19 protein-coding genes, 1 tRNA gene and 1 riboswitch are annotated in these 24,086 nt (G+C 64.0%); of the genes, 9 read left to right on the forward strand and 11 right to left on the reverse strand.

Annotated elements, in window-relative coordinates:
• Positions 1-92: 92 nt before the first annotated feature.
• Positions 93-168, reverse strand: a tRNA-Thr gene (locus PMI04_RS18465).
• Between the two features lie 202 nt (positions 169-370).
• Here PMI04_RS18465 and PMI04_RS18470 point away from each other — a divergent pair.
• Positions 371-1,642: a hypothetical protein gene (locus PMI04_RS18470; protein WP_007710763.1), complete on the forward strand. Its 1,272-nt coding sequence runs from the start codon at positions 371-373 to the stop codon at positions 1,640-1,642.
• A 314-nt stretch (positions 1,643-1,956) separates the two neighbouring features.
• On the forward strand, positions 1,957-6,618 hold the full coding sequence (locus PMI04_RS18475; protein ID WP_007710762.1) for an NAD-glutamate dehydrogenase domain-containing protein: 4,662 nt from the start codon (positions 1,957-1,959) through the stop codon (positions 6,616-6,618).
• A 101-nt stretch (positions 6,619-6,719) separates the two neighbouring features.
• Here the strand turns inward: PMI04_RS18475 and PMI04_RS18480 are convergent, their stop codons facing one another.
• Positions 6,720-7,856: a VacJ family lipoprotein gene (locus PMI04_RS18480; RefSeq protein ID WP_007710761.1), complete on the reverse strand. Its 1,137-nt coding sequence runs from the start codon at positions 7,854-7,856 to the stop codon at positions 6,720-6,722.
• Between the two features lie 313 nt (positions 7,857-8,169).
• On the opposite strand from PMI04_RS18480, the gene PMI04_RS18485 reads away from it, so the two are divergent.
• The 4 genes from PMI04_RS18485 to PMI04_RS18500 all read left to right on the forward strand — a co-directional run bounded on the left by PMI04_RS18485 (position 8,170) and on the right by PMI04_RS18500 (position 11,238).
• Positions 8,170-8,814: a PepSY-associated TM helix domain-containing protein gene (locus tag PMI04_RS18485; RefSeq protein WP_007710760.1), complete on the forward strand. Its 645-nt coding sequence runs from the start codon at positions 8,170-8,172 to the stop codon at positions 8,812-8,814.
• A gap of 16 nt (positions 8,815-8,830) precedes the next feature.
• Entirely contained in the window at positions 8,831-9,364 is a 534-nt protein-coding gene (locus PMI04_RS18490; protein WP_007710758.1) for a DUF2271 domain-containing protein, read from the forward strand.
• Positions 9,365-9,379: 15 nt separating this feature from the next.
• Entirely contained in the window at positions 9,380-10,261 is an 882-nt protein-coding gene (locus tag PMI04_RS18495; RefSeq protein WP_007710756.1) for a DUF4198 domain-containing protein, read from the forward strand.
• Between the two features lie 110 nt (positions 10,262-10,371).
• Entirely contained in the window at positions 10,372-11,238 is an 867-nt protein-coding gene (locus tag PMI04_RS18500) for an FAD:protein FMN transferase (RefSeq protein ID WP_007710754.1), read from the forward strand.
• A 187-nt stretch (positions 11,239-11,425) separates the two neighbouring features.
• On the opposite strand, the gene PMI04_RS18505 is transcribed toward PMI04_RS18500, so the two are convergent.
• From PMI04_RS18505 to PMI04_RS18545, 9 genes are all read right to left on the reverse strand, one after another.
• Positions 11,426-12,487 (reverse strand): low specificity L-threonine aldolase, encoded by a 1,062-nt coding sequence (locus PMI04_RS18505; RefSeq protein WP_007710752.1) that lies wholly within the window; start codon positions 12,485-12,487, stop codon positions 11,426-11,428.
• A gap of 53 nt (positions 12,488-12,540) precedes the next feature.
• A riboswitch (SAM-I-IV-variant riboswitch) is annotated at positions 12,541-12,646 on the reverse strand.
• Positions 12,647-12,693: 47 nt separating this feature from the next.
• Entirely contained in the window at positions 12,694-13,377 is a 684-nt protein-coding gene (locus tag PMI04_RS18510; protein ID WP_007710750.1) for a Fe2+-dependent dioxygenase, read from the reverse strand.
• Between the two features lie 87 nt (positions 13,378-13,464).
• Complete coding sequence (locus tag PMI04_RS18515; RefSeq protein ID WP_007710748.1) at positions 13,465-14,241, reverse strand: energy transducer TonB; 777 nt, start codon at positions 14,239-14,241, stop codon at positions 13,465-13,467.
• A 178-nt stretch (positions 14,242-14,419) separates the two neighbouring features.
• The gene (locus PMI04_RS18520) at positions 14,420-14,710 is read right to left on the reverse strand and encodes a ribbon-helix-helix domain-containing protein (RefSeq protein WP_007710747.1); all 291 of its coding nucleotides are present in this window, start codon (positions 14,708-14,710) and stop codon (positions 14,420-14,422) included.
• The gene (gene phbB, locus PMI04_RS18525; protein WP_007710745.1) at positions 14,710-15,432 is read right to left on the reverse strand and encodes an acetoacetyl-CoA reductase; all 723 of its coding nucleotides are present in this window, start codon (positions 15,430-15,432) and stop codon (positions 14,710-14,712) included. The genes PMI04_RS18520 and phbB overlap by 1 nt, the downstream gene beginning before the upstream one ends.
• Positions 15,420-16,457 (reverse strand): ferrochelatase, encoded by a 1,038-nt coding sequence (hemH, locus tag PMI04_RS18530; RefSeq protein WP_007710743.1) that lies wholly within the window; start codon positions 16,455-16,457, stop codon positions 15,420-15,422. The genes phbB and hemH overlap by 13 nt, the downstream gene beginning before the upstream one ends.
• Complete coding sequence (locus PMI04_RS18535) at positions 16,457-18,721, reverse strand: molybdopterin cofactor-binding domain-containing protein (RefSeq protein ID WP_007710736.1); 2,265 nt, start codon at positions 18,719-18,721, stop codon at positions 16,457-16,459. Before PMI04_RS18535 ends, hemH begins: the two co-directional genes overlap by 1 nt.
• Before the next feature lie 39 nt (positions 18,722-18,760).
• Positions 18,761-19,195, reverse strand: a complete 435-nt coding sequence (locus PMI04_RS18540; protein WP_007710735.1) for a CoA-binding protein — start codon at positions 19,193-19,195, stop codon at positions 18,761-18,763.
• Between the two features lie 142 nt (positions 19,196-19,337).
• A complete protein-coding gene (locus tag PMI04_RS18545; protein ID WP_238535926.1) occupies positions 19,338-20,105 on the reverse strand; it encodes an Mrp/NBP35 family ATP-binding protein in 768 nt (255 codons plus the stop codon).
• Between the two features lie 271 nt (positions 20,106-20,376).
• Between PMI04_RS18545 and hflK the strand changes: the two genes are divergently transcribed.
• The 3 genes from hflK to PMI04_RS18560 all read left to right on the forward strand — a co-directional run bounded on the left by hflK (position 20,377) and on the right by PMI04_RS18560 (position 23,972).
• Positions 20,377-21,507: an FtsH protease activity modulator HflK gene (gene hflK / locus PMI04_RS18550; RefSeq protein WP_007710733.1), complete on the forward strand. Its 1,131-nt coding sequence runs from the start codon at positions 20,377-20,379 to the stop codon at positions 21,505-21,507.
• Positions 21,507-22,349, forward strand: coding sequence for a protease modulator HflC (locus PMI04_RS18555; RefSeq protein ID WP_007710732.1), 843 nt, complete (start codon positions 21,507-21,509; stop codon positions 22,347-22,349). Before hflK ends, PMI04_RS18555 begins: the two co-directional genes overlap by 1 nt.
• 114 nt (positions 22,350-22,463) lie before the next feature.
• Positions 22,464-23,972, forward strand: coding sequence for a Do family serine endopeptidase (locus tag PMI04_RS18560; RefSeq protein WP_007710728.1), 1,509 nt, complete (start codon positions 22,464-22,466; stop codon positions 23,970-23,972).
• Positions 23,973-24,086: the final 114 nt, after the last annotated feature.

The following is a 24,086-nucleotide window of genomic DNA, read 5'->3' on the forward strand; positions in this document are numbered from 1 at the left end:
CAGCTTCCTTGTACCCTAGCCATGTACCTTGGCAGGAACAGAAACCGCAGAAATCCGTGTTTTCCTGAGAAATCCTGGCCTTTTAGAAGGCCTGGTGCCGCTTACGTGACTCGAACACGTGACCCCATCATTACGAATGATGTGCTCTACCAACTGAGCTAAAGCGGCGTCGGGGCGGGCAGATAACAGCGGTTGGCGTGAAGGACAAGCGTCCAATTACACTTTACCGCTCATCCCGCGCTCGCAATCCGCACGAAGGCGGAACGAGCCGGGGAACCGATGGAACGCATCGCGTCTTTACAGCATGTTTACCATCGCATGCCACTGTCGATTCCAAAGTCGCTTTTCTATTGTTCCAAGGACCGACCGGATGGACACTCTGCGGGGACATGAAGTCGCCAATGACCAGGACGATTTCCCCTATCCCGATGACGCAGCGATCGACGGCCCGCAGGGCGTGGGCGCGGAGGAGCGGCGCATGCAGGTGCGCGCCTATAATTATTGGGCGTCGCTGCTGGGCAATCGCACCCTGCCGTCGATCGAGGACCTGTCGCCGGATCAGATGGACGATTTCGGCCCCTATAGCGTCCTTCTGGACTTCACGGCCGGCATCGACAATCCGGCCGTGGTCTATCTAGGCACCGCCTTGCGCCAGGAATGCCAGATCGAAGGCCCTATCGGCTATATCAACGACGTCCCGACCCGTTCGCTGCTGTCGCGCCTGACCGACCATTATCTGCAGATCATCGCCAATGCAGCACCGATCGGATTCGAGGCGGAATTCATCAACCAGCGCAACGTCGAGATTCTCTATCGGGGCATATTGATGCCCTTTTCGTCCGATGACGAAGCGATCGATTTCGTTTTCGGCGTCATAAACTGGAAAGAACTGGCCAGCCAGGACATTGCCGACGCGATAGAACGCGAGGTGGATACGACGCTGTTGCAAAATCCCCCTGCACGCAGCGAAGCACCGATATGGGCGGATGGACCAGGCGTTGACGACGATGACATACTGGACCTCGCCGGCATGGAAAGTCCGCCGGAAGACGCCCCTCTGGCGGACTGGCTGGCCATCGCTCGCGATGGCGCCGAGAAGGCACGAACCAGTGAAGCGCGCAGCCATGCCGCCCTCTATCGCGCGATCGGCCTTGCCTATGACTTTGCGCTGGTGACCCGGCGTTCCGCGCAGGAATATGCCGAACTGCTGGACGACGCGGGGATCAAGGTCCAGGCCCGCAGCCCGATGACGGCCGTGATCAAGCTGGTTTTCGGTTCCACCTATGACAAAACCCGCATCACCGAATATGCGACCGCGCTTGACCATGGTTCGACCGCCGATATGGGGCCGGGCACATTGGCGGCCTATCTTTCCGCCTATAATGGCGGGTTGAAGGCGCTGGTCCGCGACGAACGCGCACAACGGCGATCGGACATGCCCACCAGGCCTGACCGGCGCCAGACGGCACGGGCCACGATGCGGATGGCAACTGCGCTGCCCCCAGACGCGATCCACACCGATGTGGATGGGCTGGCGGTCGTGGTCGCGCGACGCGAAGCTGACGGCTCCCTCGCCATCATCGCCGCCCTGCCGGAAGGATCCGACCTGGGGCAAAAGGTAATCGTCGCCGCCGCGGACTGAGGGCCGCACGCTGGCCAACACCAGCAAGACCCGCTAGCATGGCATGACGGGGAACATGCCTCGACAATAGCCGTTCCCTGGCCGATAACGGCGTGCGCCTTGCCACCTCCCGCCTTTTCAAGCGGGCGGAGCGGCCGTGCTGCAGTGCGTCATAATATTTCAAACACGCGACACTTTATTTCACAATCAGGGTTGAGGCATAATCGATCGCCCGGCATATAGATGCGCCATAGACGGGAGTCGTCTGGCGGTGTTTCAGCGTCTCCTCCGTTTCGGCACAAGGCGGGATATCCCCGCGGCGAAGAGGTAAGCGAATGACGGCGCTGGCTGACCCCAATATCAAGGAAGTCGATTCATCCATTCGTCACGCGCTCGAAGGCGCGCTGGCCCGTGGAGCATTACCAGGCGAAAGCGAGGGCTTCGATGCTGCTGCGGTAACGGCCGCGGCAGCCTTTCTCGGTTGCACCGCACATGGGCGCAAGGCCGGTCAGCCGGGCATCGCCATCGAAACACTGGGCGAAGGTGCGACCGGCCGCTTCATGCGGATTGCGCTCATCAATGACGACATGCCTTTCCTGGTCGATTCGATCGCCAATGCGCTGGCAGCAGCCGATATCACCATCCACCGCCTGCTACACCCGGTCCTGTCGGTTGCCCGTGCGACCGATGGCGCGCTGAACGCGATCCTGGAAGATGACGCCCCCGGCGCCCGCCGTGAATCGATGATCTATATCGAAGCCGATCGTGTCGATGCAAAGGCCCGGCGCGCGCTGGAAAAGGCACTGCATGATATGCTGGAAGACGTACGCGCCGCCGTACGGGACTGGCCGAGCATGCAGCAGGCGATGGCAACGGATGCGGATGCCGTCAGCGACGACGAAGGCGCTGCCCTGCTGCGCTGGTTCCTGGCCGGCCATTTCACCCAGATCGGCCATGAAGTCTGTAGCCGCGCTGGCACGACCGAGGCGCGACTGGGCATTTGCGCGCTGCGGGACAAGGCGCTGATCGCGCCGGCCTCGCGCGATGCCGCCTTCACCTGGTTCGAGGAAGGCAAGCGCACGCCGCTGATCATCAAATCGAACATCCTCTCTCGCGTCCATCGCGGCGTGTTGCTGGACCTCATCATCCTGCCGGTGCGTGCCGGCAAAGAGGTGACCGGCCTGTCGATCCATGCCGGCATGTGGACCAGCGCCGCACTGGCCGCATCGCCGGAAAAGGTGCCGCTGTTGCGGTCGGCCCTGTCCACCCTGATGGACAAGTTCGGTTTCGATCCGGCAGGTCATGCCGGCAAGACGCTGGCCCATGCCCTGACGGCTTTGCCGCACGACATTCTGATCGGCTTCGAGCGCGAGACGCTGGAGCATCTGGCGCTGACCTTCATGTCGCTGACCGACCGGCCGCGTCCCAAGCTGGTCCTCGCCACCAGCGCGCTGGCCCGCCATCTCTATGCCTTCGCCTGGCTGCCGCGCGACGAATTGTCGACGGCCCGCCGCGTCGCGGTGCAGGACATGTTGGCCAAGGCGGCTAATGGCCCGGTGTTGAGTTGGTCGATCGCGCTGGAGGAAGGCGGCCTGGCGCTGCTGCGCATCACGCTCGACCTGCGCGACGGCGGCATCGTGCCCGACGATGTAGCGCTCGACCGACAGCTCAAGCAGATGGTCCGTGGCTGGCTGCCCGCCGTGGAGGAAGCGCTTGCCGAAACCGAGGACGCCGGCCGTGCCGCCGCGCTGGCCCAGCGTTTCGCGCCCGGTTTCCCGATGGCCTATCGCAACGGCGCAGGCCCCGCCGAGGCCGCGATCGATATCCGCCTGATCCATGGCCTTTCCGGCCCGGGCGATAAGTCGATCCGCGTCTATCGCAATCCCGAGGATGCGCATGAACGGCTGCGCCTCAAACTCTATAGTCATGATGCGATCGCGCTGTCCGAAGTCGTTCCTGCATTCGAGAATTTCGGCTTCCGGGTGATCGATGAAATGACGACGCCGATCGACGGCGGTGCGCTTGGCCATGTCCAGCGCTTCGTCCTCGAATTGCCGGCCGGCGACAATGCCGAAGATGTGATCGCCCGCGCCGAGATCGTCACCGAAGCGATTGCCCAGGTGCTCGAAGGTGTCGCCGAAAATGACAGGTTCAACGAACTGATCGTGACGGCCGGCTTCGCGCCGCGCGCGGTCGTGCTGTTCCGTGCCCTGTTTGGCTATCTGCGCCAGACCGGCATGGCCTATGGCATGGCGACGTTCGCGGAAACCCTCCGCCGCGAACAGGGGGTGGCCCACAATCTGATCGCCCTGTTCGATGCCCTGCATGATCCCGCCATGAAGGATGGCGCGACCCGCACTGCCGAGGCGCAGGCGGCAATCGACGAAGGGCTGGAAAAGGTCACCGCGATCGACGAGGACCGGGTTCTGCGCCTGATCCGCGCCGTCATCACCGCAACGCTGCGAACCAATTTCTATGCACCGGCAGCGACCGAGGCGCTGGCGTTCAAGATCGACAGCGCGCTGGTCCCCGGCCTGCCGGCACCCCTGCCATGGCGCGAAATCTGGGTATACAGCCCGCGGGTCGAAGGCATCCACCTGCGTGCCGGCCCGGTTGCGCGTGGCGGCTTGCGCTGGTCCGACCGGCGTGACGATTTCCGTACCGAAATCCTGGGCCTGATGAAGGCGCAACGTGTCAAGAACGCTGTCATCGTTCCAACCGGCGCGAAGGGCGGCTTCTATCCCAAGCAACTCCCAAGTCCCCAACTGGACCGTGACGCCTGGTTTGCCGAAGGCACGGAAAGCTATCGCATCTTCATCCGCGCGCTGCTGTCGGTCACCGACAATATCGTCAAGAACAAGGTCAAGCATCCCGCGCAGGTCGTCATCCATGACGGCGACGATCCCTATTTCGTGGTGGCCGCCGACAAGGGCACCGCGACCTTCAGCGATGTCGCCAATGCGATCGCGCTCGACCATGACTTCTGGCTGGGCGACGCTTTCGCCAGCGGCGGATCCAACGGTTATGACCACAAGGCGATGGGGATCACCGCCAAGGGTGCCTGGATCAGCGTCCAGCGCCACTTCGCCGAAATGGGCGTCGATGTGCAGAGCGAACCGGTCAGGGTCGTGGGCTGCGGCGACATGTCGGGCGACGTGTTCGGCAACGGCATGCTGCTCAGCAAGGCGATCAAGCTGGTCGCCGCCTTCGACCATCGCCACATCTTCCTGGATCCCGATCCCGATCCGGCCAAGAGCTGGGACGAGCGCAACCGCATGTTCGCCCTGCCCCGCTCAAGCTGGGAAGATTATGACAAGTCGCTGATCTCGCAAGGCGGCGGCGTGTTCGCCCGCAGCCTCAAGAAGATCCCGCTCACCCCGCAGGTCCAGGAAATCCTCGGCGTAACCGAAAGCGAGATGGAGCCGACCGCGCTCATCTCGGCCATCCTCAAGAGCCCCAACGACCTGCTGTGGTTCGGCGGCATCGGCACCTATGTAAAGGCGGCCGCACAGAGCCATGGCGATGTCGGCGACCCGGCCAATGACCGGTTGCGCGTCAATGCCGAACAATTGCGCGTCAAGGTGGTGGGCGAAGGCGCCAATCTGGGCACGACCCAGGCAGCGCGGATCGCCTTCTCGCTGCATGGCGGGCGCATCAATACCGACTTCATCGACAATAGCGCCGGCGTCGACTGCTCGGATAACGAGGTCAACATCAAGATCGCGCTGAACAAGGAAATGGCGGAAGGCCGCCTGCCCTTCGACACGCGCAACGCCCTGCTGGAAAGCATGACCGACGCGGTCGGCGCGATCGTGCTGGAGGATAACCGGCTTCAGGCGCTGGGCTTGTCGATCGCCGAAAGCGGTGGCGCGGCCGACCTTGCCTCCTATGTCCGGCTGATCGAGACGTTCGAGGAAACCGGGCGCCTCGACCGCCAGGTCGAGGGACTGGCCGCCAATGACCAGTTGCTGCGGCGCGGTCAGGATGGCCAGGGCCTAACCCGCCCGGAACTGGCGGTGCTGCTCTCTACCGCCAAGCTGGCCCTGCAGGATGCGATCGAACATGGCGATCTGGCCACCGACGCCAGCATGGGCGCGGAACTGGCTGCGGCCTTCCCGCTTGCCATGCAGAAAAAGGAAGCCAAGGCGATCGCCGAGCATGCGCTCAAGAAGGAGATTATCGCCACCAAGGTCGCCAATCGCATCGTCAACCGACTGGGCATCGTCCATCCGTTCGAGCTAGCCGAAGAAGAGGGCTGTTCGCTCGCCGACCTCGCCAGCGCCTTCCTGATCGCGGAGCGGCTCTATGACATCCACACGCTGTGGACCGATATCGACGCAGCCGAAATGTCCGAAGCCGCGCGCCTGGCCCTGTTCAGCGATATAGCGAGCGGCATGCGCGCGCAGATCGCCGACATATTGCGCAATGTCCCCGCTGGCACCTTGCCGGATGCCGGCCATGCCATATTGGCGGCCGGTGTCGGTACGCTGGCAGCGCAGGTGGACGACCTGTTGACCAGCGAAGCACTGCGCCGCACGAGCGCGGCCACCGACCGGTTGCTCGCCCTGGGCGCGCCCGAAACGCTGGCGGTCCGCACGACCGGCCTGTTCAAGCTGGACGGGGCAGTCGGCATCGCCGCGCTCGCAGGCAAGCTCAAGGTCGATGAGGTAGCACTGACCCGCGCCTTCACCCATCTGGGCGAAGTGGTGGGTATCGACTGGGTCCAGTCCGCTGCCGCCCGCATGGAACCCAGCGACCCCTGGGAACGACTGCTGATCTCCGGCGTGGCCCGTGACATGCAACAGGTTCGGCTCGACTTCCTGGCCCAGGGCAAGGGCAAGGATGTGTCGGACCATGTCGAAAAATGGCTGATCGAACGGGGTGCCCGCGTTCGCCAGTTCCGGTCGCTGGTCCAGCGCGCCAAGGCGGCCGCATCCCCCAATGTCGCGATGCTCGCAGAGATTGCGGGACAGGCACGCGGACTGCTGGGACGCTAAGGCTGGCCGCGCCTTTCCCATGGGAAAGGCGCGGTCGTCCGACAGAAAAAAGGCGCCCGGTCCAGTGACCGGGCGCCTTTTTCGCTAGCATGACCGCGATATCAGCGTGGATCTGCAGGCAGGGGCTGGATCATCAGCGGCTTTACAGCCGGCGGGACAGGCTGTGGCGCGGGCGCGGCCGGTTCTGCGGCCGGCACTGCGGTCGCCGGAACCGATGGTGCAGCCTGGGGCACGGCAGGCACGCCCGGAGCGCCTTCTTCCTGGGTGAAGGCCGGCGGCGGTGACAGCGGATGCTTTTCCTGCCAGCGCTTGCTGTGCAGCGCGTGAATTTCCGCCTCGCGTTCATAAAGATAATCCTCGCGATAGGCCGCATAGGGATTACCCTGCTCACGCAGATGCTGGATCTTCTCATCGCGATCAACGCGCTCGCCTAGCTGGTCGAGAATGGTCGAAGGAATGACATAGGCTGGCCGGTTGAGCGGCGGTCCAACCACCATCGGAAAGGCGATATTGTCGATCGTGTCGCCGACCAGATCACGCAATGTGGTCGCGCCCACGACCGGCAGATAGAAGAAGGGACCGGGACCAACCCCGTAAAAGGCGAGCGTGTTGGCCACGCCGTTCGGGCGATAGGGCAGATAGAAGGGTTTGCGCTTGGCGACATCCCACAGGCCGACAAAGCCCAGTGTCGAATTGATCGCAAAGCGACCGACCGTCTCCGCCGCCTTGCCAGGCTTGAACTGCAGCAGATAGGCGACCGCCACCACCGGTTCCTGCAGATTGCGGAAGAAGTTGCGCAACCCCTTGCGCGCGGGATGCGGCACGCCGTCGCGATAGGCATGAGCGACCGGTTCGACCACTGCCTTGTCGACCGCCTGCACCGCCTCGAACGATTGTTCATTGACCTGCGAGAGCGGATCGCCGGGTACCTTCTTGTCGCCAGTGACGACGATCTCATTCTGCGCCTCGGCGCCGTTCACCTGACCCACCGGCGGCGCGACAAGACCAGCGGCAGGAACACCCAGCGGCGGCGCGGCCGGCTCAGGGCTGACCGGCTGGGCTGGCTGGGCCGACTGTTGGGCGACGCCGGCCTGGTCCGCAGACGGCGCAATGGCAGGGGCATCCGGCGCGGAGGCAGCCTCCGACAGCGCAGGCGGGGGCAGCGCAGGCACGGCGGCCGGCACATCGGCCTGCACACCCATCATCATCATTCCCGTGGCGGCAGCCGACAGCAGCATTCTTAAGTCCTTCGTCACGGCTGATCGCACCTTGGGTGCGAATCCAGCCAACAGCCATGCCGGAACGGACCGGATGGAATTGGGCGCGATCCTGCAGTGGATAACCGGTCCGGGCGGGGTCCAAGCGATCGTCGCTAGGGGCGCTTGCCGGACCCGTCAAGAGCAGAGCCCCGAAGCAGACGAGCATCCCGGCCTTTCTGTTCCCCGCCCTCTTACATTTTGATACAATTTGGCGGTATCGACAGGTTTGCAATTGCGAGTCGTTCGCGTTATTCGGGCCACCTCATTTCCCACAGGATTCGTCGCCGCTTCGATGCACGCCCCCGCCCGCGCCCAGACCAAGAAAAAGAAGAGCGCCAAGGCTTTTTGGCTGAAGCAGTTGCACACCTGGCATTGGGTGAGTTCGGCGATCAGCCTGATCGGCCTTTTGCTCTTCGCCTTCACCGGCATCACCCTCAATCACGCCGCCGATGTCGAGGCTTCGCCCCAGACGGTCGAGAAGAATGCCGTCCTTCCCGCGCCGCTGCTGAAGCTTGTGGCCGCCGACGACGCGCCCGATGCCAAGAAGCCGCTGCCCGCCCCGATCGCCCAATGGGTTGAAAAGGAAATCGGCCAGAGCGGCGCAGGCGAAGCGGAATGGTCAGCAGATGAAGTCTATCTCGCCCTGCCTCGGCCGGGTGGCGATGGCTGGGTGTCGATCGACCGCCATGACGGCGCGGTGACGAGCGAATCGACCAGCCGTGGCTGGGTCAGCTATCTCAACGACCTGCACAAGGGCCGCAATGCCGGCGCAGTGTGGAAATGGTTCATCGACATTTTCGCGATCGCCTGTTTCCTGTTTGCGCTGACTGGCCTGCTGCTGCTCCAGCTCCATGCCGCCAAGCGACCAAGCACCTGGCCGCTGGTCGCGATCGGCCTTGCCCTGCCTGCGCTCCTCGCCATCATCTTCATCCATTAAGGGGGACGATCACCTCATGCAGACCAGCCATAAATTGCTCCTGTCCGGCAGCGTCGCGCTCGGCGCCACCGGTGCGCTCGCCGTCCCGGCCACCGCGCAGACGATGAACGTCACGGTCAATATCCCGCGCCTGTCGGTTGCCGAATATCATCGCCCCTATGTCGCCATCTGGCTGGAGAAGGAAGGCGCTGCCCCCCGCACCCTGGCGGTCTGGTACGATGTCGACAAGGGTAAGGGCGAAGGCACCAAGTGGCTGCGCGACATCCGCCAATGGTGGCGCGTGTCGGGCCGCACGATGAGCTTCCCGGCCGATGGCGTATCGGGCGCGACCCGTGCACCGGGCGACCAGAAGATCGCCTTCACCGCTGGCAAGGGCCCGCTCGGCGCGCTCGGCCCGGGCAACTACACGCTGGTCGTGGAGGCCGCCCGTGAGGTCGGTGGCCGCGAGCTGGTCCGCCTGCCCTTCACCTGGCCGCCAAAGCCGGGCGCCACGGTCAAGGCACAGGGCAGCAGCGAACTCGGCGCCGTCAGCGTCAGCTTCGGCAAATAACAGGGGATGAAGACCATGAAAGCCAAATATCTGATCGCGGGCGCACTCGCAGCCCTGATGCTCTCCGGCGCGGCGCAAGCACACCGTCAGTGGATGCTGCCCTCCTCCACCACCCTGTCGGGCACCGATAGCTGGGTGACGGTGGATGCGGCGGTCTCCAACGACCTCTTCTATTTCGAACATTTCCCGATGCGCACCGACGGCATCACCGTGACCGAGCCCGATGGCACCACCGGCAAGATCGAAAATGCCGCCACCGGCAAATATCGCTCGACCTTCGATGTGCATCTGACCAAGCCGGGCACCTATCGTATCGCCAATGTGTCGACGATGCTCATGGGCAGCTACACCCTCAACGGCAAGCAGGAACGCCTGCCGCGCGGCACCACCAAGGCCACTCTGGCGCAGGCGATCCCCGCCGGCGCCACCAATGTCCAGACCGCCGAAGCGAGCAACCGCAACGAGATTTTCGTGACGCTGGGCGCGCCAACCACGACCCTCTTCAAACCGACCGGCGTCGGCATCGAGCTGGTTCCGGTCACCCATCCCAATGACCTGGTAGCCGGCGAAACCGCCACCTTCCAGTTCCTGCTCGACGGCAAGCCGGCGGCCGGTCTCAAGGTCACCGTCATCCCCGGTGGCATCCGCTATCGCGATGCGCTGGGCCAAATGGACCTCACCACCGACAAGGACGGCAAGCTGGCTGTCAAATGGGGCCAACCCGGTATGTACTGGCTGAACGCCAGCACCGGCGGTGGCCGCGAAGGTGGCCCTGGTGGCCCCGGCGCGCAGGGTGGCAAGCCCGGTGGCGCAGAGGGTGGACCGCCGGCCGCACCGGTCGGCCCGCCCCAAAACCGCGCTTCCTACATCACGACATTGGAAGTGCTGGCGCCCTGACGCAGCCTAGCCCGACACCTATCCGGATCGCGATAGCGCCCGGCCTGTCGCCCGCGCAATTTGCCGGGCGCCAGCGCCAGGGCGCCATCGTCGCCTATGGCGGCCCGACCATGGGCAGCAGTTGGTCAGCCCATATCGTCGACCCGCCGGCAGACTGTCAGGCCCGGATCGAGGCCGTTCTCACCGCCGTCATCGGCGAGATGAGCAATTGGGAGGCAGGGTCCGACATCAGCCGCTTCAATCGCAGCCCGATCGGCCAGTGGGTCATGCTGCCGCCCGCAATGATGGGCGTGTTGCGTGCCGGCCTGGCCATGGCGCGCCTGTCGGGCGGCGCTTTCGATCCGGCCATCGGCGGCCTGGTCGCCCGCTGGGGCTTTGGCCCGGTCCTGGCCGGCGGTACTGCAAGATCCTCGCTGGCACCCTGGACATGTATAGAACTGGACGGGGATTACGCCCGGCGCACCGCCGACGTCGCCCTCGACTTTTCCGGCATTGCCAAAGGCTATGCCGTCGATGCGGTCGCCGTCCGGTTGCGCGCGCTAGACCTGACCAACTTCCTGGTTGAAATTGGCGGCGAACTGCGCGGCGAAGGCGTGAAGCCCGATATCCAGCCCTGGTGGGTCGATATCGAAACGCCGGTCGACCTGTCGCTTCCCGTTTTGCGCGTCGCCCTTTGCGGCCTGTCGGTCGCGACATCGGGTGACTATCGCCGCTTTCGCCTGGAGGGAGGCCGGCGCCTGTCACACAGCATCGATCCCGCCTCCGCCACTCCGGTCGACAATGGCATCGCGTCGGTCACCGTGTTGCATGAAAGCGCGATGCTGGCCGATGCCTGGGCGACCGCGATCCTTGTCCTCGGGCATGAAAAGGGCATGGCCCTGGCCACCCGCCACGGCCTGGCCGCGCGACTGATCCGGCGCGATGGCACGTGCGGGCTGGAATATATGACCCCTGCCCTCGCGGCGATGCTGGACTGACGCGCTCCCCGCGAAGAGGCACAGGGGGGTCCATGCGCAAATTTCCGGCGGCGGCTTGAAACGGCATTGACCATCCCCATTTATAGGATGTTCCGGCTATCCCCCTCGCCGGGACACTCAACTACCAGTGGCCCCGGCGTTCCCTTGCGCCGGGGTTTTGCTTTGTCCCAGCCCTTCGCGCAATATTCTAGGCCGGGATGCGGTCATCGACCTGCGCCATAGCCAGTGCCCGCAGATCGCGTCCGAGCGCATCGACCCGCGCGATCTGAGCATCCCACGCAAACATGAAACGGGCACCGCCGCCAATAAACGTGTAGAAGCGCCAGCCGCGTGCGCGCAGGCCGTCGAGTATCGCTGATGGCGCTTCCAGGAACACTGAATTGGCCTGGACCGGAAAGATCAGGCGCAGCGAATCCAGGCCAGACACATGGTCCGCAAGCCGCTGCGCGCAGGCATTGCCATGCTGCGCATTACGCAACCATGCGCCGGTTTCCAGCAAGCCCGTCCAGGGCGCCGACAGGAAGCGCATCTTGGAGGCCAATTGCCCAGCCTGCTTGCACCGATAGTCGAAATCGATCGCCAGACTGCGATCAAAATAGAGGATCGCCTCGCCCACCGCCATGCCGTTCTTGGTTCCCCCAAAGCACAGGACGTCTACGCCCGCCTGCCATGTAATGGCGGCGGGGAGGCAATCCAATGCCGCACAGGCATGGGCGAAACGGGCACCGTCCATGTGCAATTTCAACCCCAGCTCCCGGCATACCGCCGAAATCGCCCGAACCTCTTCCACCGTATAGACCTGCCCGGTTTCGGTCGGCTGGGTAATGGTGACGACTCGTGGCTTGGGGAAGTGAATGTCGGAACGACTGCTGGCGAGCGCGCGGATCGCCTCAGGCGTCAACTTGCCGTCGATCGAAGGCGCGACCAGCAGCTTGGAGCCATTCGAGAAGAATTCCGGTGCCCCGCACTCGTCGGTTTCCACATGCGCCGACGAGGCACAGATGACGCTGTGGTAGGACTGGCATAGCGAAGCGAGCGCCAGGGAATTGGCGGCCGTTCCGTTGAAAACGAAGAAGACGTCGCAATCGGTGTCGAACAATGTGCGAAAGGCATCCGCCGCCCGCTGGGTCCATTCGTCATCGCCATATGCGACGGCCGACCCTTGATTGGCGGCCGTCATTGCCGCCATCGCCTCCGGGCAAATGCCCGCATAATTGTCGCTTGCAAACTGCTGGGCTTCTCTTGTCACGTACCGATCCTTTCCGGGCCTGCACCAGGATTCGTATCGACGTAACTGCGGCGGTTGGTCCCGTTTGTTGCCGGTCCGGCCACATCCCTCCTTCAGGAGGCACCACCTTGCTCGGGAGCAGGTTGGTGTCGAACGTCGGTCCGACTCTTGATGTTGGATGGCCCTCTAGCGCTTATGATCGGCCAAGCCAAGACCGTAGCGGAGCGTCAGGCCTCCGCCCAACGCCGCAGCAAATTGTGATAGACGCCGGTCAGCCGGATCACCTCCGCATGATCCTGTCCCAGTTCGAGCGCCGTCCCCTGCACACTACGGTCGAGATCGAACAGCAGTTGGCGCGCGCCATCATCGCGGATCATCGACTGAAGCCAGAAGAAGCTCGCCACGCGGCGCCCACGCGTCACCGGCTCGACCCGATGGAGCGAGGAAGATGGATAGAGCACGGCCTGCCCGGCTGGCAATTTAACCTGCTGCACGCCAAAATTGGTCTCTATCGTCAACTCCCCGCCATCATAGGCATCGGGCTCTTCCAGAAAGACCGTGATCGACAGATCGGAACGCACACGAAAGCCGGTGCCAGCCTGGATACGTACTGCATTGTCGACATGCACGCCGAAGGCCTGACCTCCAGCATAGCTGTTGAACAGCGGCGGGAATATCTTGAGCGGCAGCGCCGCAGCAATGAACAGAGGCGAACGGCCCAGGGCATCGAGGATGATTTGCCCCGCCTGCCTGGCCGCAGGCGCATCCTCGGGCAGTTGCAGGTTCCGCTTGGCCAATGCCGACTGATAGCCTGAGGTGATGTTACCATCGACCCATTCCGCCTGGTCGATGAGGCTACGCACGGCACCGATCGCTGCCGAATCAAGCAGGTCGGGAATGACGGTCAGCATATGAAACTCCTGTGCCGACCCTTCCCTCGCGGTCGGGACATGACGGCGCTATGATCAGTCGATGATGGCGGTATGGCGCCGGCTCTGTCAGGCGCTTTCGGAGCGCAACACAAACGGAATTTCAACCACGCCCTTCACGCGCACGGCCTGTCCATCGCGAACGATCGGTCGCCACCGCCAATGCTTGACCGCATCGCGCGCCGCATCGTCGAGACGGGTAAAGCCGCTGCTCCGGCTGATGCCGATGCTTTCGACCGCACCGTCGATGCCGACAACAAGCGCGAGCACGACCGTTCCCTGTTCCCGCTCGCGACGGCTGTCGATCGGATAGCGCGGCGGCTTCCCCGCGACCATCTGGGCACCGATGTCACCGGCCTGGAGAACAGAGGGCGCTGCGACCGACACCGTTGGCGCTGCCGGTGCGGATGGCGCCGGAACCGAGGATGTGACGGCCGGTGATGGCGCAGGTGCCGGATCGGGCGTCGTCATGATCTGGACCGGTGGCGCCGGTGTCTGCACAATCGGCGGCGGCGCCACAATCTGTGGCTGGGACGGCGGCGGAGGCGGTGCTTCGGCGGCAGGCGGCGGGGGCGGCGGCGACAGGTTGACGACCGTCAACTTCGCTTCCTCGGCCCGCGCGACATGATTGCGGACCTGGATCAACGCCCCGATCAACAAGGCATGGACGGCAAGGATGCCCAGAACCACCGGCATATTCGGACGCTTGCGCATGCCGTAGCGTTCCGTCGGGGATTCCATGGGCCGCGCATGAAAAACGGGCTGTGCCGCAGCCGGACGATCCGCGCCGATCTCGACGGGCTCGGTGGCGAAGGCATCCGCCCTGCCCTGTGCCGCTTGCAGCATTCCCGACCTCCGTCCCTTTACGCGCCAATCGCGATACCGTGATCCATAATGCGAATCAATTTCATTCGCAGCCCGTAGCGCATTTTGCAGGATCGTAGAAGTAAGGAAGAAACCCAATAGCAATGATGGATTGCCGGTAACGTCGCACCGTCCGACACCGCCATGGCTGATGTCCGCATCAAGGCGACAGCGTTTCGTTTCCCGCCAATCGGGCAAAAAGCCAGGACCGTATGGCACTGGCCAGGTTAGGCGGATCATCGACCGCCATCCGAGCCACATCGATGCGCGCGATCAGCGCATTGACGGGCAAGTCAGCCTGCACGGCCGCGGCACGCAGCGCCTGCCAGAAAATGGGTTCCAGACTGATGGCGGTCTGGTGCCCGGCGATCGTGACGCTGCGCTTGACCGGAGGAGCGAAGGGCGACGCCCCGGGCGCGGACGCGCCATCGGAAGCGACGCCCCGTCGCATCAGTACATGTGCTGGCCGCCGTTGATCGACAGCGTGCTGCCCGTCACGAAGCCGCCATCTTCGCTGCAGAAGAAAGCGACGCCGCGCGCGATTTCATTGGCCTGACCGAGACGGCCGACCGGAATCTTGGCTACGATCTTTTCCAGTACCGGCGCCGGCACGGCAGCAACCATGTCGGTGTCGATATAGCCCGGGGCGATCGCATTGACGGTAACGCCATATTTGGCGCCTTCCTGCGCCAGGGCCTTGGTGAAACCGTGAATACCCGATTTCGCGGCGGCATAATTGACCTGGCCATATTGACCGGCCTGGCCATTGATCGATCCGATATTCACGATCCGGCCCCAGCCGCGTTCGCGCATGCCACCAAAGGTTGCCTTGGCCATGTTGAAACAACCGCCAAGGTTGATGCGCATCACCTCGTTCCAGTCGTCGAAGCTCATCTTGGCCAGCACGCCGTCGCGGGTAATGCCGGCATTGTTGACGACGATGTCGACAGGGCCAAGCGTCTCAGCCACCGACGCACAACCATCCAGGCAAGCCTGATGATCGCCAACATCCCATTTGAAAGCCTGTATGCCGGTCGCATCGGTGAAGGCGCGGGCCTTGTCGTCATTGCCGGCATAATTCGCAGCCACCGTATAACCCAGTTCCCGGAGCGCCAGGCTGATGGCTTCGCCGATACCCCGCGTTCCGCCGGTCACGATCGCTACTCTCGACATGCCCTGTCCTCTCCTGCCTTAGACCGTTGGTCAACCCAACCTGCAAGTTCGCGGCCGACCAGCCGCTGATAGAGGGTGATAGCCTCCGGCGATGCGTTTAGACAGGGCAAAAAGGCAAATTTTTCGCCACCTTCCGCCAAAAAAACCGCTTTCGCCCGGAGCGCGATTTCCTCTAGGGTTTCAAGGCAATCCGCCGCGAATCCTGGTGTCACGACAGCAACATTGCGGACACCTTCCTTCACCAGTCTGGTGAGCGTCGCCTCGGTCTCCGGCTCCAGCCATCTGGCCCGGCCAAAACGCGATTGAAAGCTCAGATGCACCGGCAACGGCAAGACCTCGCCCAGCCGCTCTGCGGTTCGCACTGCGTGGCAATAATAGGGGTCCCCCAGACGCAATGTCCGCTCCGGCATGCCGTGAAAGCTGGCGAGCAGTGCATCCGGTGCGAAGTCAAGGCGCGCCAGATGCCCGGCGATCGATTGCGCCAATGCCTCGATATAGGCCGGGTCTTCGGGATAGGGCGGCAAGGTCCGTATCGAGGGCTGCCAGCGCATCCGCGCCATCGCAGCGAACGCGGCATCAAGCGCCGTCGCCGTCGTAGCAGCGGAATATTGGGGATAGAGCGGGGCCAACAGGATGCGATCACATCCCTGCGCCTGCATCTCCTTCAGCCGGTCGGCAATCGCGGGATTGCCGTAGCGCATCGCCCAATCGACCACGACATCCTGCCCCATCGCCTGTTGCAGCGCGACGGCCGTGTCCCGGGTGTAGACGGCCAGCGGCGATCCATCGGGCATCCACACCTGTTGATAGGCATGGGCGGATTTTCTGGGCCGCGTGGTCAGAATAGCGCCGCGCAGGATCGGCTGCCAGACGATCCTCGGAATTTCGACGACACGTGGATCAGACAGAAACTGGGCCAGATAGCGACGCACCGACCTGGTATCCGGTGCGTCCGGCGTCCCGAGATTGAGAAGCAGCACGCCAACTTTTCCGGTGGGGAAAACGGGGTGATCGACCGAGAGCATCAGGCATTCCCCATCAACGGCAAGCTGCGAAACCGCTGGCCGGTTACGGTAAAGAGCGCATTGGCGATCGCCGGAGCGGCCAGTGGCGCGGCAAGATCGCTGACCCCGGCCGGATCTGCCGTGCTGCGGATCAGTTCCACAGTCACTTCACCAATATCGCCAAGGCGCGGCAGGTTCATACGCCCCAGCATGGCGCGCGTCGGCATGCCCTGTTGATAGGGAACGGACGCGCCCATGGCGAGCGCCAGGCCATAAATCAGCCCCCCTTCAATCTGTTGCCGGGCGATGTCGGGATTGACCTGGTCACCGCAATCGACCGCTGCGACCATACGGCTGACGGTCAGCTTATTGCCTTCGATCGCCGCCTCCACCATCAGCGCCGCATAGGTGCCGTTCATCATGTGCGCGGCAAGCCCCTGCCCGCTGCCGGCAATCCCCCCCTGCCAGCCGCCCATGGCGGCGGCGGTGGACAGGCAATGTGCCAGGCGTGGATTGCCCCCCAGCATCTGGATACGGAAGGACATCGCCTCGATCCCCGCCATGCGGGCAAGCTCGTCGACGAAGCTTTCGGTGAAGAAGGCGCCATGCAGATGGGCATTCCCGCGCACGAAGCCAAGCGGCAGGCCGACATCGGCGGGATAATGATCGACCGCCCAGTTGGGAATGGCATAGGGGGGAACCATGCCGGCCACGGCAAGCCGGGTCGCCTTGTCCCCAGCGTCCGCCGCCGCCTCGTGCGGCAGCCTGCCATCGGCAATGCGCGCCCAGGTCTGGGTCATGGCGCAAGGGGCCGCCACCTTTGCCAGCCAGCCCTCGATCGCCCCATTGCGGCCGAGCTTGGCCGCCATGCGCGCATGGGCAGGCGCGCCAGGGCGGTCCTGGATTACATCTTCCAGACGTGACCAGAGCAGTTGCACCGGCCGCCCCATGTCGCGCGCGATCAGGGCGGCCTGGACGCCTGCCTCCCAATCCATGCGCCGCCCGAAAGAACCACCGGCCTGCAACGGGTAGAGCGTCACCGCATCATCCGCGAGGCCCAGCGCATCGGCAATCGCCGCGCGGGCCAAGCCGGGCGCCTGCGTCGCCATCCAGACCTCCGCCATGCCGTCCGCCACCCGCGCAGTGGCGCACATAGGCTCGATCGACAGGTGCAGGCCGGGATCGACCTGATATTCGCTGGCCAGTATCGTCGCCTTCTCGAACACCGGCGACAAATCGCCCTGAGTGTAGAGCCGCCGCCCCGCATCGCTCGAAAAAGCATCCTCCAGCGCGGCATCGATGCCGCCGCTGTCGACCGGCTTGCCAATCAGAGTGAAGGCCGGATCGATCAAGTCGAGCGCCTTGTTCGCCGCCCACCAGTTGGTGCCGACTGCCGCGATCCAGCGGTCGGTCCGGACCAGCTTCAAAAAGCCCGTCACCGCCTTGGCCGCATTGTCGTTTGCGCTCTTCAACGTCGCGTCGCCGATCGGCCCCTGGCGAATGGAAGCGAACAGCATGTCCGGCAGGCGGACGTCAGCCGCGAAATTGTGACTGCCATCCAACTTGGACGGCGTATCGAGGCGAGGCAGGTCCTGCCCCGCCAACCGGCCGTCATTGCCCTGCCGGAGGGGCAGGATGTCGGGCAGGGAGAAGGTCGCCGCATCGTCCACGGCCTCGCCCAGCCGCAACCGGCGCTCACCACCGTCCGAGATGATGCCGTCCTGAATGTCGCAGCTTTCCCAGGGCACGCCCCAGCGCGCCGCCGCCACCTTGCACAGCAGGACGCGCGCCGCCGCGCCCGCCTGGCGATAGGCATCATGGAACATCGGCACCGACGTACCACCGCCGGTCAGCATCAGCGCGCGACGAACGGCATATTGATCGATCGCCCATTGGCCGGCATCACCCGCCACCCGCGTCCAGTCGCTCGCCAACCATTCGCGCGCCAGCAAGCTATTGGCGTAGAGCGGGCTGATTGGCGCGCTTTGCACCGCAACCGTGCGCCAATCAGCCCCCAGTTCATCGGCCAGTATCTGCGGCAGGACCGTGGTCACACCCTGCCCCATTTCGGTCTGCGGCACGATGACGATGACCTGACCGGCACGATCGATCTTCAAAAAGGCATCGAAGACATGTTCGCCGGCGGCGGCATTGAGGTTGGGCTTGTAACTGCGCGGCCATGCCGCCCAGGCGACCAGCAAGCCTGCCACGCCACCGCCGCCCACGAGCAAGGTACGCCGGTCTAGTCCTCTGTCTTTGCGTCGCTTCTGCGGTGTGCGCCCCATGCCCTGCCTGATAGATTGGCGCAGCCGCGCTGCAAAGCGCTAATCCGCAGCTATAGGCAAGAGGCCAAGCCGCCGGATCTCGATTGCGGGACAATAGTCCATCACCACTTTGAGGCCGGCGGCTTCGGCGCGGGCGGCAGCATCAGGATCGATGACCCCCAATTGCATCCACACCGATTTCGCGCCAGCCGCGATCGCCTGATCGACGACTTCCCCCGCCGCCTCGCTGCGTCGGAAAATGTCGACCATGTCGATCGATACGCCAATGTCTGACAGGCGATCCCAGACAAATTCGCCATGCACATGTTCGCCCGCAATCTGGGGATTAACCGGCAGCACGCGATAGCCGTGATCCTGCAGGGTCTTCATGACAGCGTAGCTTGGCCGGTCAGGCCGGTCGGAAATGCCGACAAGAGCGATCGTACGGGTTTCGTTGAGCAGATTGGCGATATCCTGCGCGGCATTGAGCGGCATGGGGCAATCCTCCTGTTCGGCCGCCCGATATGGGCAGGGCAATAGCAGCGGACAAGTGCGCCCGCTTACGCCGGATTCCCGAACGGTCTTTGCGACACCGTTGTCCGCCTGCGGGGACAAGGCGGCGTCGCCGCCTGTAAAATCACGCCGCCTTTTGCAACCAGGCAGCGACCCGTTCGGCCACAGCGCGGAAGGCATCGGCGTGGACACCCTCCCCCGCGGCCGGTGGATCACCTGCATCGGACCGACGGCGAATGTCGATCGCCAGCGGAATCCGTCCGATGAAGGACAGGCCCAGTTCGGCCGCCGCCGCTTCCGCGCCACCACAGCCAAAGGGATCCGACACCTCGCCGCAATGCGGACAGGCATAGCCTGCCATATTTTCGACCAGACCGATCATCGGCACCTGTGCTTGCTCAAACAGGCTGATCGCGCGCGTCGCATCCATCAACGCCAGATCCTGCGGCGTGGAGACGATGACCGCCCCCGCCGGCTTGTATTTCTGGAGCATCGTCAACTGGATGTCGCCGGTTCCCGGTGGCAGGTCGATGACCAGCAGGTCGGTATCGCCCCAGTCCGCGTCGATCAACTGCCCCAGCGCATTGCCAACCATCGGCCCGCGCCAGGCCAGCGCCTTGCCCGGATCGACCAGATGCGCCATCGACAGCATCGGGATGCCGAGCGGGCTTTCGACCGGAAAGAGGCGTTTGTCACGGGCTTGTGGCTTCTGGTCCTCGCTGGCAAGCAAGCGTGCCTGGGATGGACCATAAATGTCGGCATCGACCAGCCCCACCTTGTGCCCCAATCGCGACAGGGCAATGGCCAGATTGGCCGACAGCGTCGATTTACCGACCCCACCCTTGCCCGACGCCACGGCGATGATGCGTGGTGCCCGGCGCTCGGCTGTCATGGCGATGCGCACGTCCGTAACGCCCGGCAGCATCAACCCGCCCTCACGGATCGCCGCCGCCACCGCATCGCGCCGCTCCGGCGCCAAACCGCCGACATCCAGAGCCAGACTCAACACCCCGTCCTTGACCCGTGGCGCGCTGGCGCGGCCATCGGTCAGCGTCTTCAGGCGGGCGGCAAAATCATCGATATCAGTCATGGCACCGCCCTCTAGGCAATAATCGTCGTTAAGGGCACTGTTTTTCATGCGCAGCCGTTCCTATAGAGATGACATGAAGAGATTATTCGGGTGGATGCCCGGCATCGCGAGCGCCATGGCCCAGGGTCCCTGGGGCGGCAAGGGTGACGGGCCTGAGGGCAATGACGGACCTGGCAAGGGCGGATCCGGCGGCAGCGATGGACCGCGCAATCCCTGGACGCAGCCGAACAAGCCCGGCAGCTCCAAATCCCCCTCCGCGATCGAGGAATTGCTGCGCAAGAGCCGCGAAAGCTTCGGTCAGGGCGGCGGTTTCGGCAATTTGCCGCCACGCCCTTCGGGCAAGGCGCTCTGGCCGGCCGCCATCGCCATTCTGGTCGTCCTGTGGCTGGCCATGACCTGTTTTCATCGCATCGGCCCGCAGGAACGCGGTGTCGTCACCCTGCTCGGCAAATATAGTCGCACCCTGACCCCGGGCATCAGCCTGACGATGCCCGCACCGTTCGAGGCGGTCACCACGGTCGATGTGGAGGAGATCCGCACGATCGACGTGGGATCGGCGAGCGCGGAGAGCGAAAATCTGGTGCTGACCGGCGATCAGAATATCGTCGACCTGGCCTATTCGGTGCGGTGGAACATCCGCAATCCCGAGCTTTATCTGTTCCAGTTGGCCGACCCTGACGCATCAATCCGCGAAGTGGCGGAGAGCGCGATGCGCTCCGTTGTCGCCAGTGTCAGCCTGGACGATGCGCTGGGCGCAGGCCGCACCGAGATAGAGCAGCAGGTCGAACAGCGGATGCAGGAAATACTTGATGGCTACAAATCGGGCATCCGCATTCAGGGTGTCGCGATCAAGCAGGCTGATCCGCCGGCGGCCGTCAACGACGCATTCAAGGCCGTATCCGCCGCACAGCAGACCGCGCAGACCTACCTCAACGAAGCGCGGGCCGCCGCGCAGCAGGTAACCGCCAAGGCGCAGGGCGAGGCCGCGGCCTTCGACAAGGTCTATGAGCAGTACCGGCTAGCGCCCGACGTGACGCGCCGCCGCATGTATTATGAAACCATGGAGAGCGTTCTGTCCAACGTCGACAAGACGATTGTCGAAAGCGGCAATGTCACGCCCTTCCTGCCGCTGCCGGAAATGAAAAAGCGGGCGCAGGCCGCCACGCCGCAGAGCGGCGCGACCCCGACGGAGGAAGGTCAATAATGTCCGCAACCCGCCATCCCATCGCCCTGGCGCTGATCGCGATCGCCCTGCTGATCCTGATCGGCAGCACCGTTACCGTCGTGCCGGAAACCCGCCAGGGCGTGATCGTCCGCTTCGGCGAGCCCAAGCAGATCATCAACCGCTATCGTCCCAATGAGGATTTCGGCAAGACCGGAGCGGGCGTTATCCTGCGCGTACCTTTCTTCGATCAGATCGTATGGATCGACAAGCGCGTGCTGTCGGTCGAGATGGAGCGCCAGCAGGTGCTGTCGACCGACCAGTTGCGCCTGCAGGTCGACGCCTTCGCGCGTTATCGCATCGTCGATCCCTTGCGCATGTATATCGCGGCGGGCAGCGAGGAGCGCGTGTCCGACGCCCTGCGACCGATCCTCGGTTCAGCGCTGCGCAATGAACTGGGCAAGCGCCCCTTTGCCGCCCTGCTGAGCCCCGAACGCGGCCAGGTGATGCAGAATATCGAGGCAGGCCTGGATCGCGTCGCCCGCCAATATGGCGCCGAGATCGTCGACGTGCGGATCAAGCGCGCCGACCTGCCCGACGGCACGCCGCTGGAAAGCGCCTTTACCCGGATGCGCACCGCGCGCGAACAGGAAGCGCTGACCATCCGCGCCCAGGGCGCCAAGCAGGCGCAGATCATCCGCGCCGAGGCCGACGCCAACGCCGCGCGCATTTATGCCGAGAGCTATGGCAAGGACGCGAACTTCTACGATTTCTATCGCGCGATGCAGGCCTATCGGTATACCTTTGCTCCGGATCGCCAGGGCGGGACATCAATGGTCCTGTCAAAGGACAATGAGTTTCTGAAGCAATTCCAGGGACGGTAAGATCATTACGGAACCCGTGCTATTCAATATCGGTTAAGGCAGAGCGGCGCATCCAGGACTCCCTTATAAGTCCCGCCCTTTCTGCTCCCGAATTTCTGAAGAGGACCGTCACGAGTGCGTTACGCTTATGCCATCACCGGCGCCCTGCTGCTCGGCGGCACCGCCATTGCGGTCACCAGTTCCAATGTTGGCGCGCAGACCGCCCAAAATGAAGGTTTGCAAGCGGCCGCCCCTGCGGGCGCGCCGGCCAGCCTGGCCGACATGGTCGAAAAGCTGCAGCCTGCCGTAGTCAACATCTCGACCAAACAGCGCGTGACCGTACAGAACCCGTTTGCAGGCACGCCCTTTGGCGATCTGTTCGGTCAGGGCGGCAGCGGTGGCAAGCCGCAGACGCGCCAGGCCCAATCGCTGGGGTCGGGCTTCCTGATTTCGGCGGACGGCTACATCGTGACCAACAATCATGTCGTGTCGGCCGGCGCCGAAGGCGCGAGCGTGGACAGCATCACGGTCACGCTGACCAACAAGGAAGAATATCCGGCCAAGTTGATCGGTCGCGATGCCGCCACCGATCTAGCGGTACTGAAGATCGAACCCAAGAAGCCGCTGCCGTTCGTCAAGTTCGGCGACAGCACCAAGGCACGGGTCGGCGACTGGGTCGTCGCGATCGGCAATCCCTTTGCCCTGTCCGGCACGGTGACGGCGGGTATCATCTCCGCCGTGCATCGCGGCACCGGCGGTACCTATGACAAGTTCATCCAGACCGACGCGTCGATCAACCAGGGCAATAGCGGTGGCCCGATGTTCGACATGCGCGGCAATGTGATCGGCATCAACAGCCAGATCCTGTCGCCGTCCGGCGGCAATGTCGGCATCGGCTTTGCCATTCCGTCGGAACAGGCGGCACCGATCGTCGAGACGCTGCGCCAGGGCCAGAGCATCAAGCGCGGCTATCTGGGCGTCCAGATCAGCCCGCTGGGCGAGGATCTGGCCGACTCGCTGGGCCTGGCCAAAAATCGCGGCGAATTCGTGCAGGGCGTCGAGCCAGGCAAGGGCGCCGAGAAGGCCGGCATCAAGGCGGGCGACGTGATCGTCAGCGTCGCGGGCCAGGAAGTGACCCCCGACCAGAATCTGTCGTCGATCGTCGCCAACAGCAAGATCGGCTCCAGCGTGCCCATCGTGCTGCTGCGCAACGGCCAGCGCATGACCGTCAACGCGATCGTGGGCGAGCGCCCGAGCGAAGACGAACTGAACAGCTTCGCCCAGCAGCAGGATGACGATTTCAGCCAGCAGGATGATTCGGCGGGCGACAGCCAGGCCGCGCAGAAGTCGCTCGGCATTTCGGCCATTCCTCTGACGCCCGGCATTATCCGGCAACTGGGCATCGGCGCCGACACCCGCGGTATCGTCATCACGGCCGTCGATGGGTCGACCGATGCCGGCGCCAAGGGCCTGCGTCGCGGCGACGTGATCCTGTCGGCCAATAATCGCCCGGTCGTTACCCAGGCGGAACTGGACGCGCAGGTGAAAGCCGTGTCGGCCCAGGGCCGCAACGCCATCCTGTTGCAGGTGCTGCGCCGCGGTCAGGCGCCGCTGTTCATGCCGGTTCGCCTGCGCGACAAGTAATCGCCAAAAAGGACAAACGTTACGGGCCGCGCTTGCCGGATTGCCTGTCCCCCTTCTAAGAAGGAGCAGACAGTCCGGCGGGCGCGGCCCGACCCGTTTTTGAGGAGCATCTGC

Origin of the sequence: Sphingobium sp. AP49 (assembly GCF_000281715.2) — a bacterium.
Lineage (GTDB): Bacteria > Pseudomonadota > Alphaproteobacteria > Sphingomonadales > Sphingomonadaceae > Sphingobium.

What these genes read in the sequence shown, in the direction of transcription:
- PMI04_RS18470 (WP_007710763.1), top strand. Translation starts at nt 371, where the DNA reads ATGGACACTCTGCGGGGACATGAAGTCGCCAATGACCAGGACGATTTC.
- PMI04_RS18535 (WP_007710736.1), bottom strand. Translation starts at nt 18,721, where the DNA reads ATGGGGCGCACACCGCAGAAGCGACGCAAAGACAGAGGACTAGACCGG.
- PMI04_RS18500 (WP_007710754.1), top strand. Translation starts at nt 10,372, where the DNA reads ATGGGCAGCAGTTGGTCAGCCCATATCGTCGACCCGCCGGCAGACTGT.
- PMI04_RS18495 (WP_007710756.1), top strand. Translation starts at nt 9,380, where the DNA reads ATGAAAGCCAAATATCTGATCGCGGGCGCACTCGCAGCCCTGATGCTC.
- PMI04_RS18510 (WP_007710750.1), bottom strand. Translation starts at nt 13,377, where the DNA reads ATGCTGACCGTCATTCCCGACCTGCTTGATTCGGCAGCGATCGGTGCC.
- phbB (WP_007710745.1), bottom strand. Translation starts at nt 15,432, where the DNA reads ATGTCGAGAGTAGCGATCGTGACCGGCGGAACGCGGGGTATCGGCGAA.
- PMI04_RS18475 (WP_007710762.1), top strand. Translation starts at nt 1,957, where the DNA reads ATGACGGCGCTGGCTGACCCCAATATCAAGGAAGTCGATTCATCCATT.
- PMI04_RS18520 (WP_007710747.1), bottom strand. Translation starts at nt 14,710, where the DNA reads ATGCGACGGGGCGTCGCTTCCGATGGCGCGTCCGCGCCCGGGGCGTCG.
- PMI04_RS18540 (WP_007710735.1), bottom strand. Translation starts at nt 19,195, where the DNA reads ATGCCGCTCAATGCCGCGCAGGATATCGCCAATCTGCTCAACGAAACC.
- PMI04_RS18515 (WP_007710748.1), bottom strand. Translation starts at nt 14,241, where the DNA reads ATGCTGCAAGCGGCACAGGGCAGGGCGGATGCCTTCGCCACCGAGCCC.
- PMI04_RS18480 (WP_007710761.1), bottom strand. Translation starts at nt 7,856, where the DNA reads ATGCTGCTGTCGGCTGCCGCCACGGGAATGATGATGATGGGTGTGCAG.
- PMI04_RS18545 (WP_238535926.1), bottom strand. Translation starts at nt 20,105, where the DNA reads ATGACAGCCGAGCGCCGGGCACCACGCATCATCGCCGTGGCGTCGGGC.
- PMI04_RS18485 (WP_007710760.1), top strand. Translation starts at nt 8,170, where the DNA reads ATGCACGCCCCCGCCCGCGCCCAGACCAAGAAAAAGAAGAGCGCCAAG.
- PMI04_RS18555 (WP_007710732.1), top strand. Translation starts at nt 21,507, where the DNA reads ATGTCCGCAACCCGCCATCCCATCGCCCTGGCGCTGATCGCGATCGCC.
- hflK (WP_007710733.1), top strand. Translation starts at nt 20,377, where the DNA reads ATGAAGAGATTATTCGGGTGGATGCCCGGCATCGCGAGCGCCATGGCC.
- hemH (WP_007710743.1), bottom strand. Translation starts at nt 16,457, where the DNA reads ATGCTCTCGGTCGATCACCCCGTTTTCCCCACCGGAAAAGTTGGCGTG.
- PMI04_RS18490 (WP_007710758.1), top strand. Translation starts at nt 8,831, where the DNA reads ATGCAGACCAGCCATAAATTGCTCCTGTCCGGCAGCGTCGCGCTCGGC.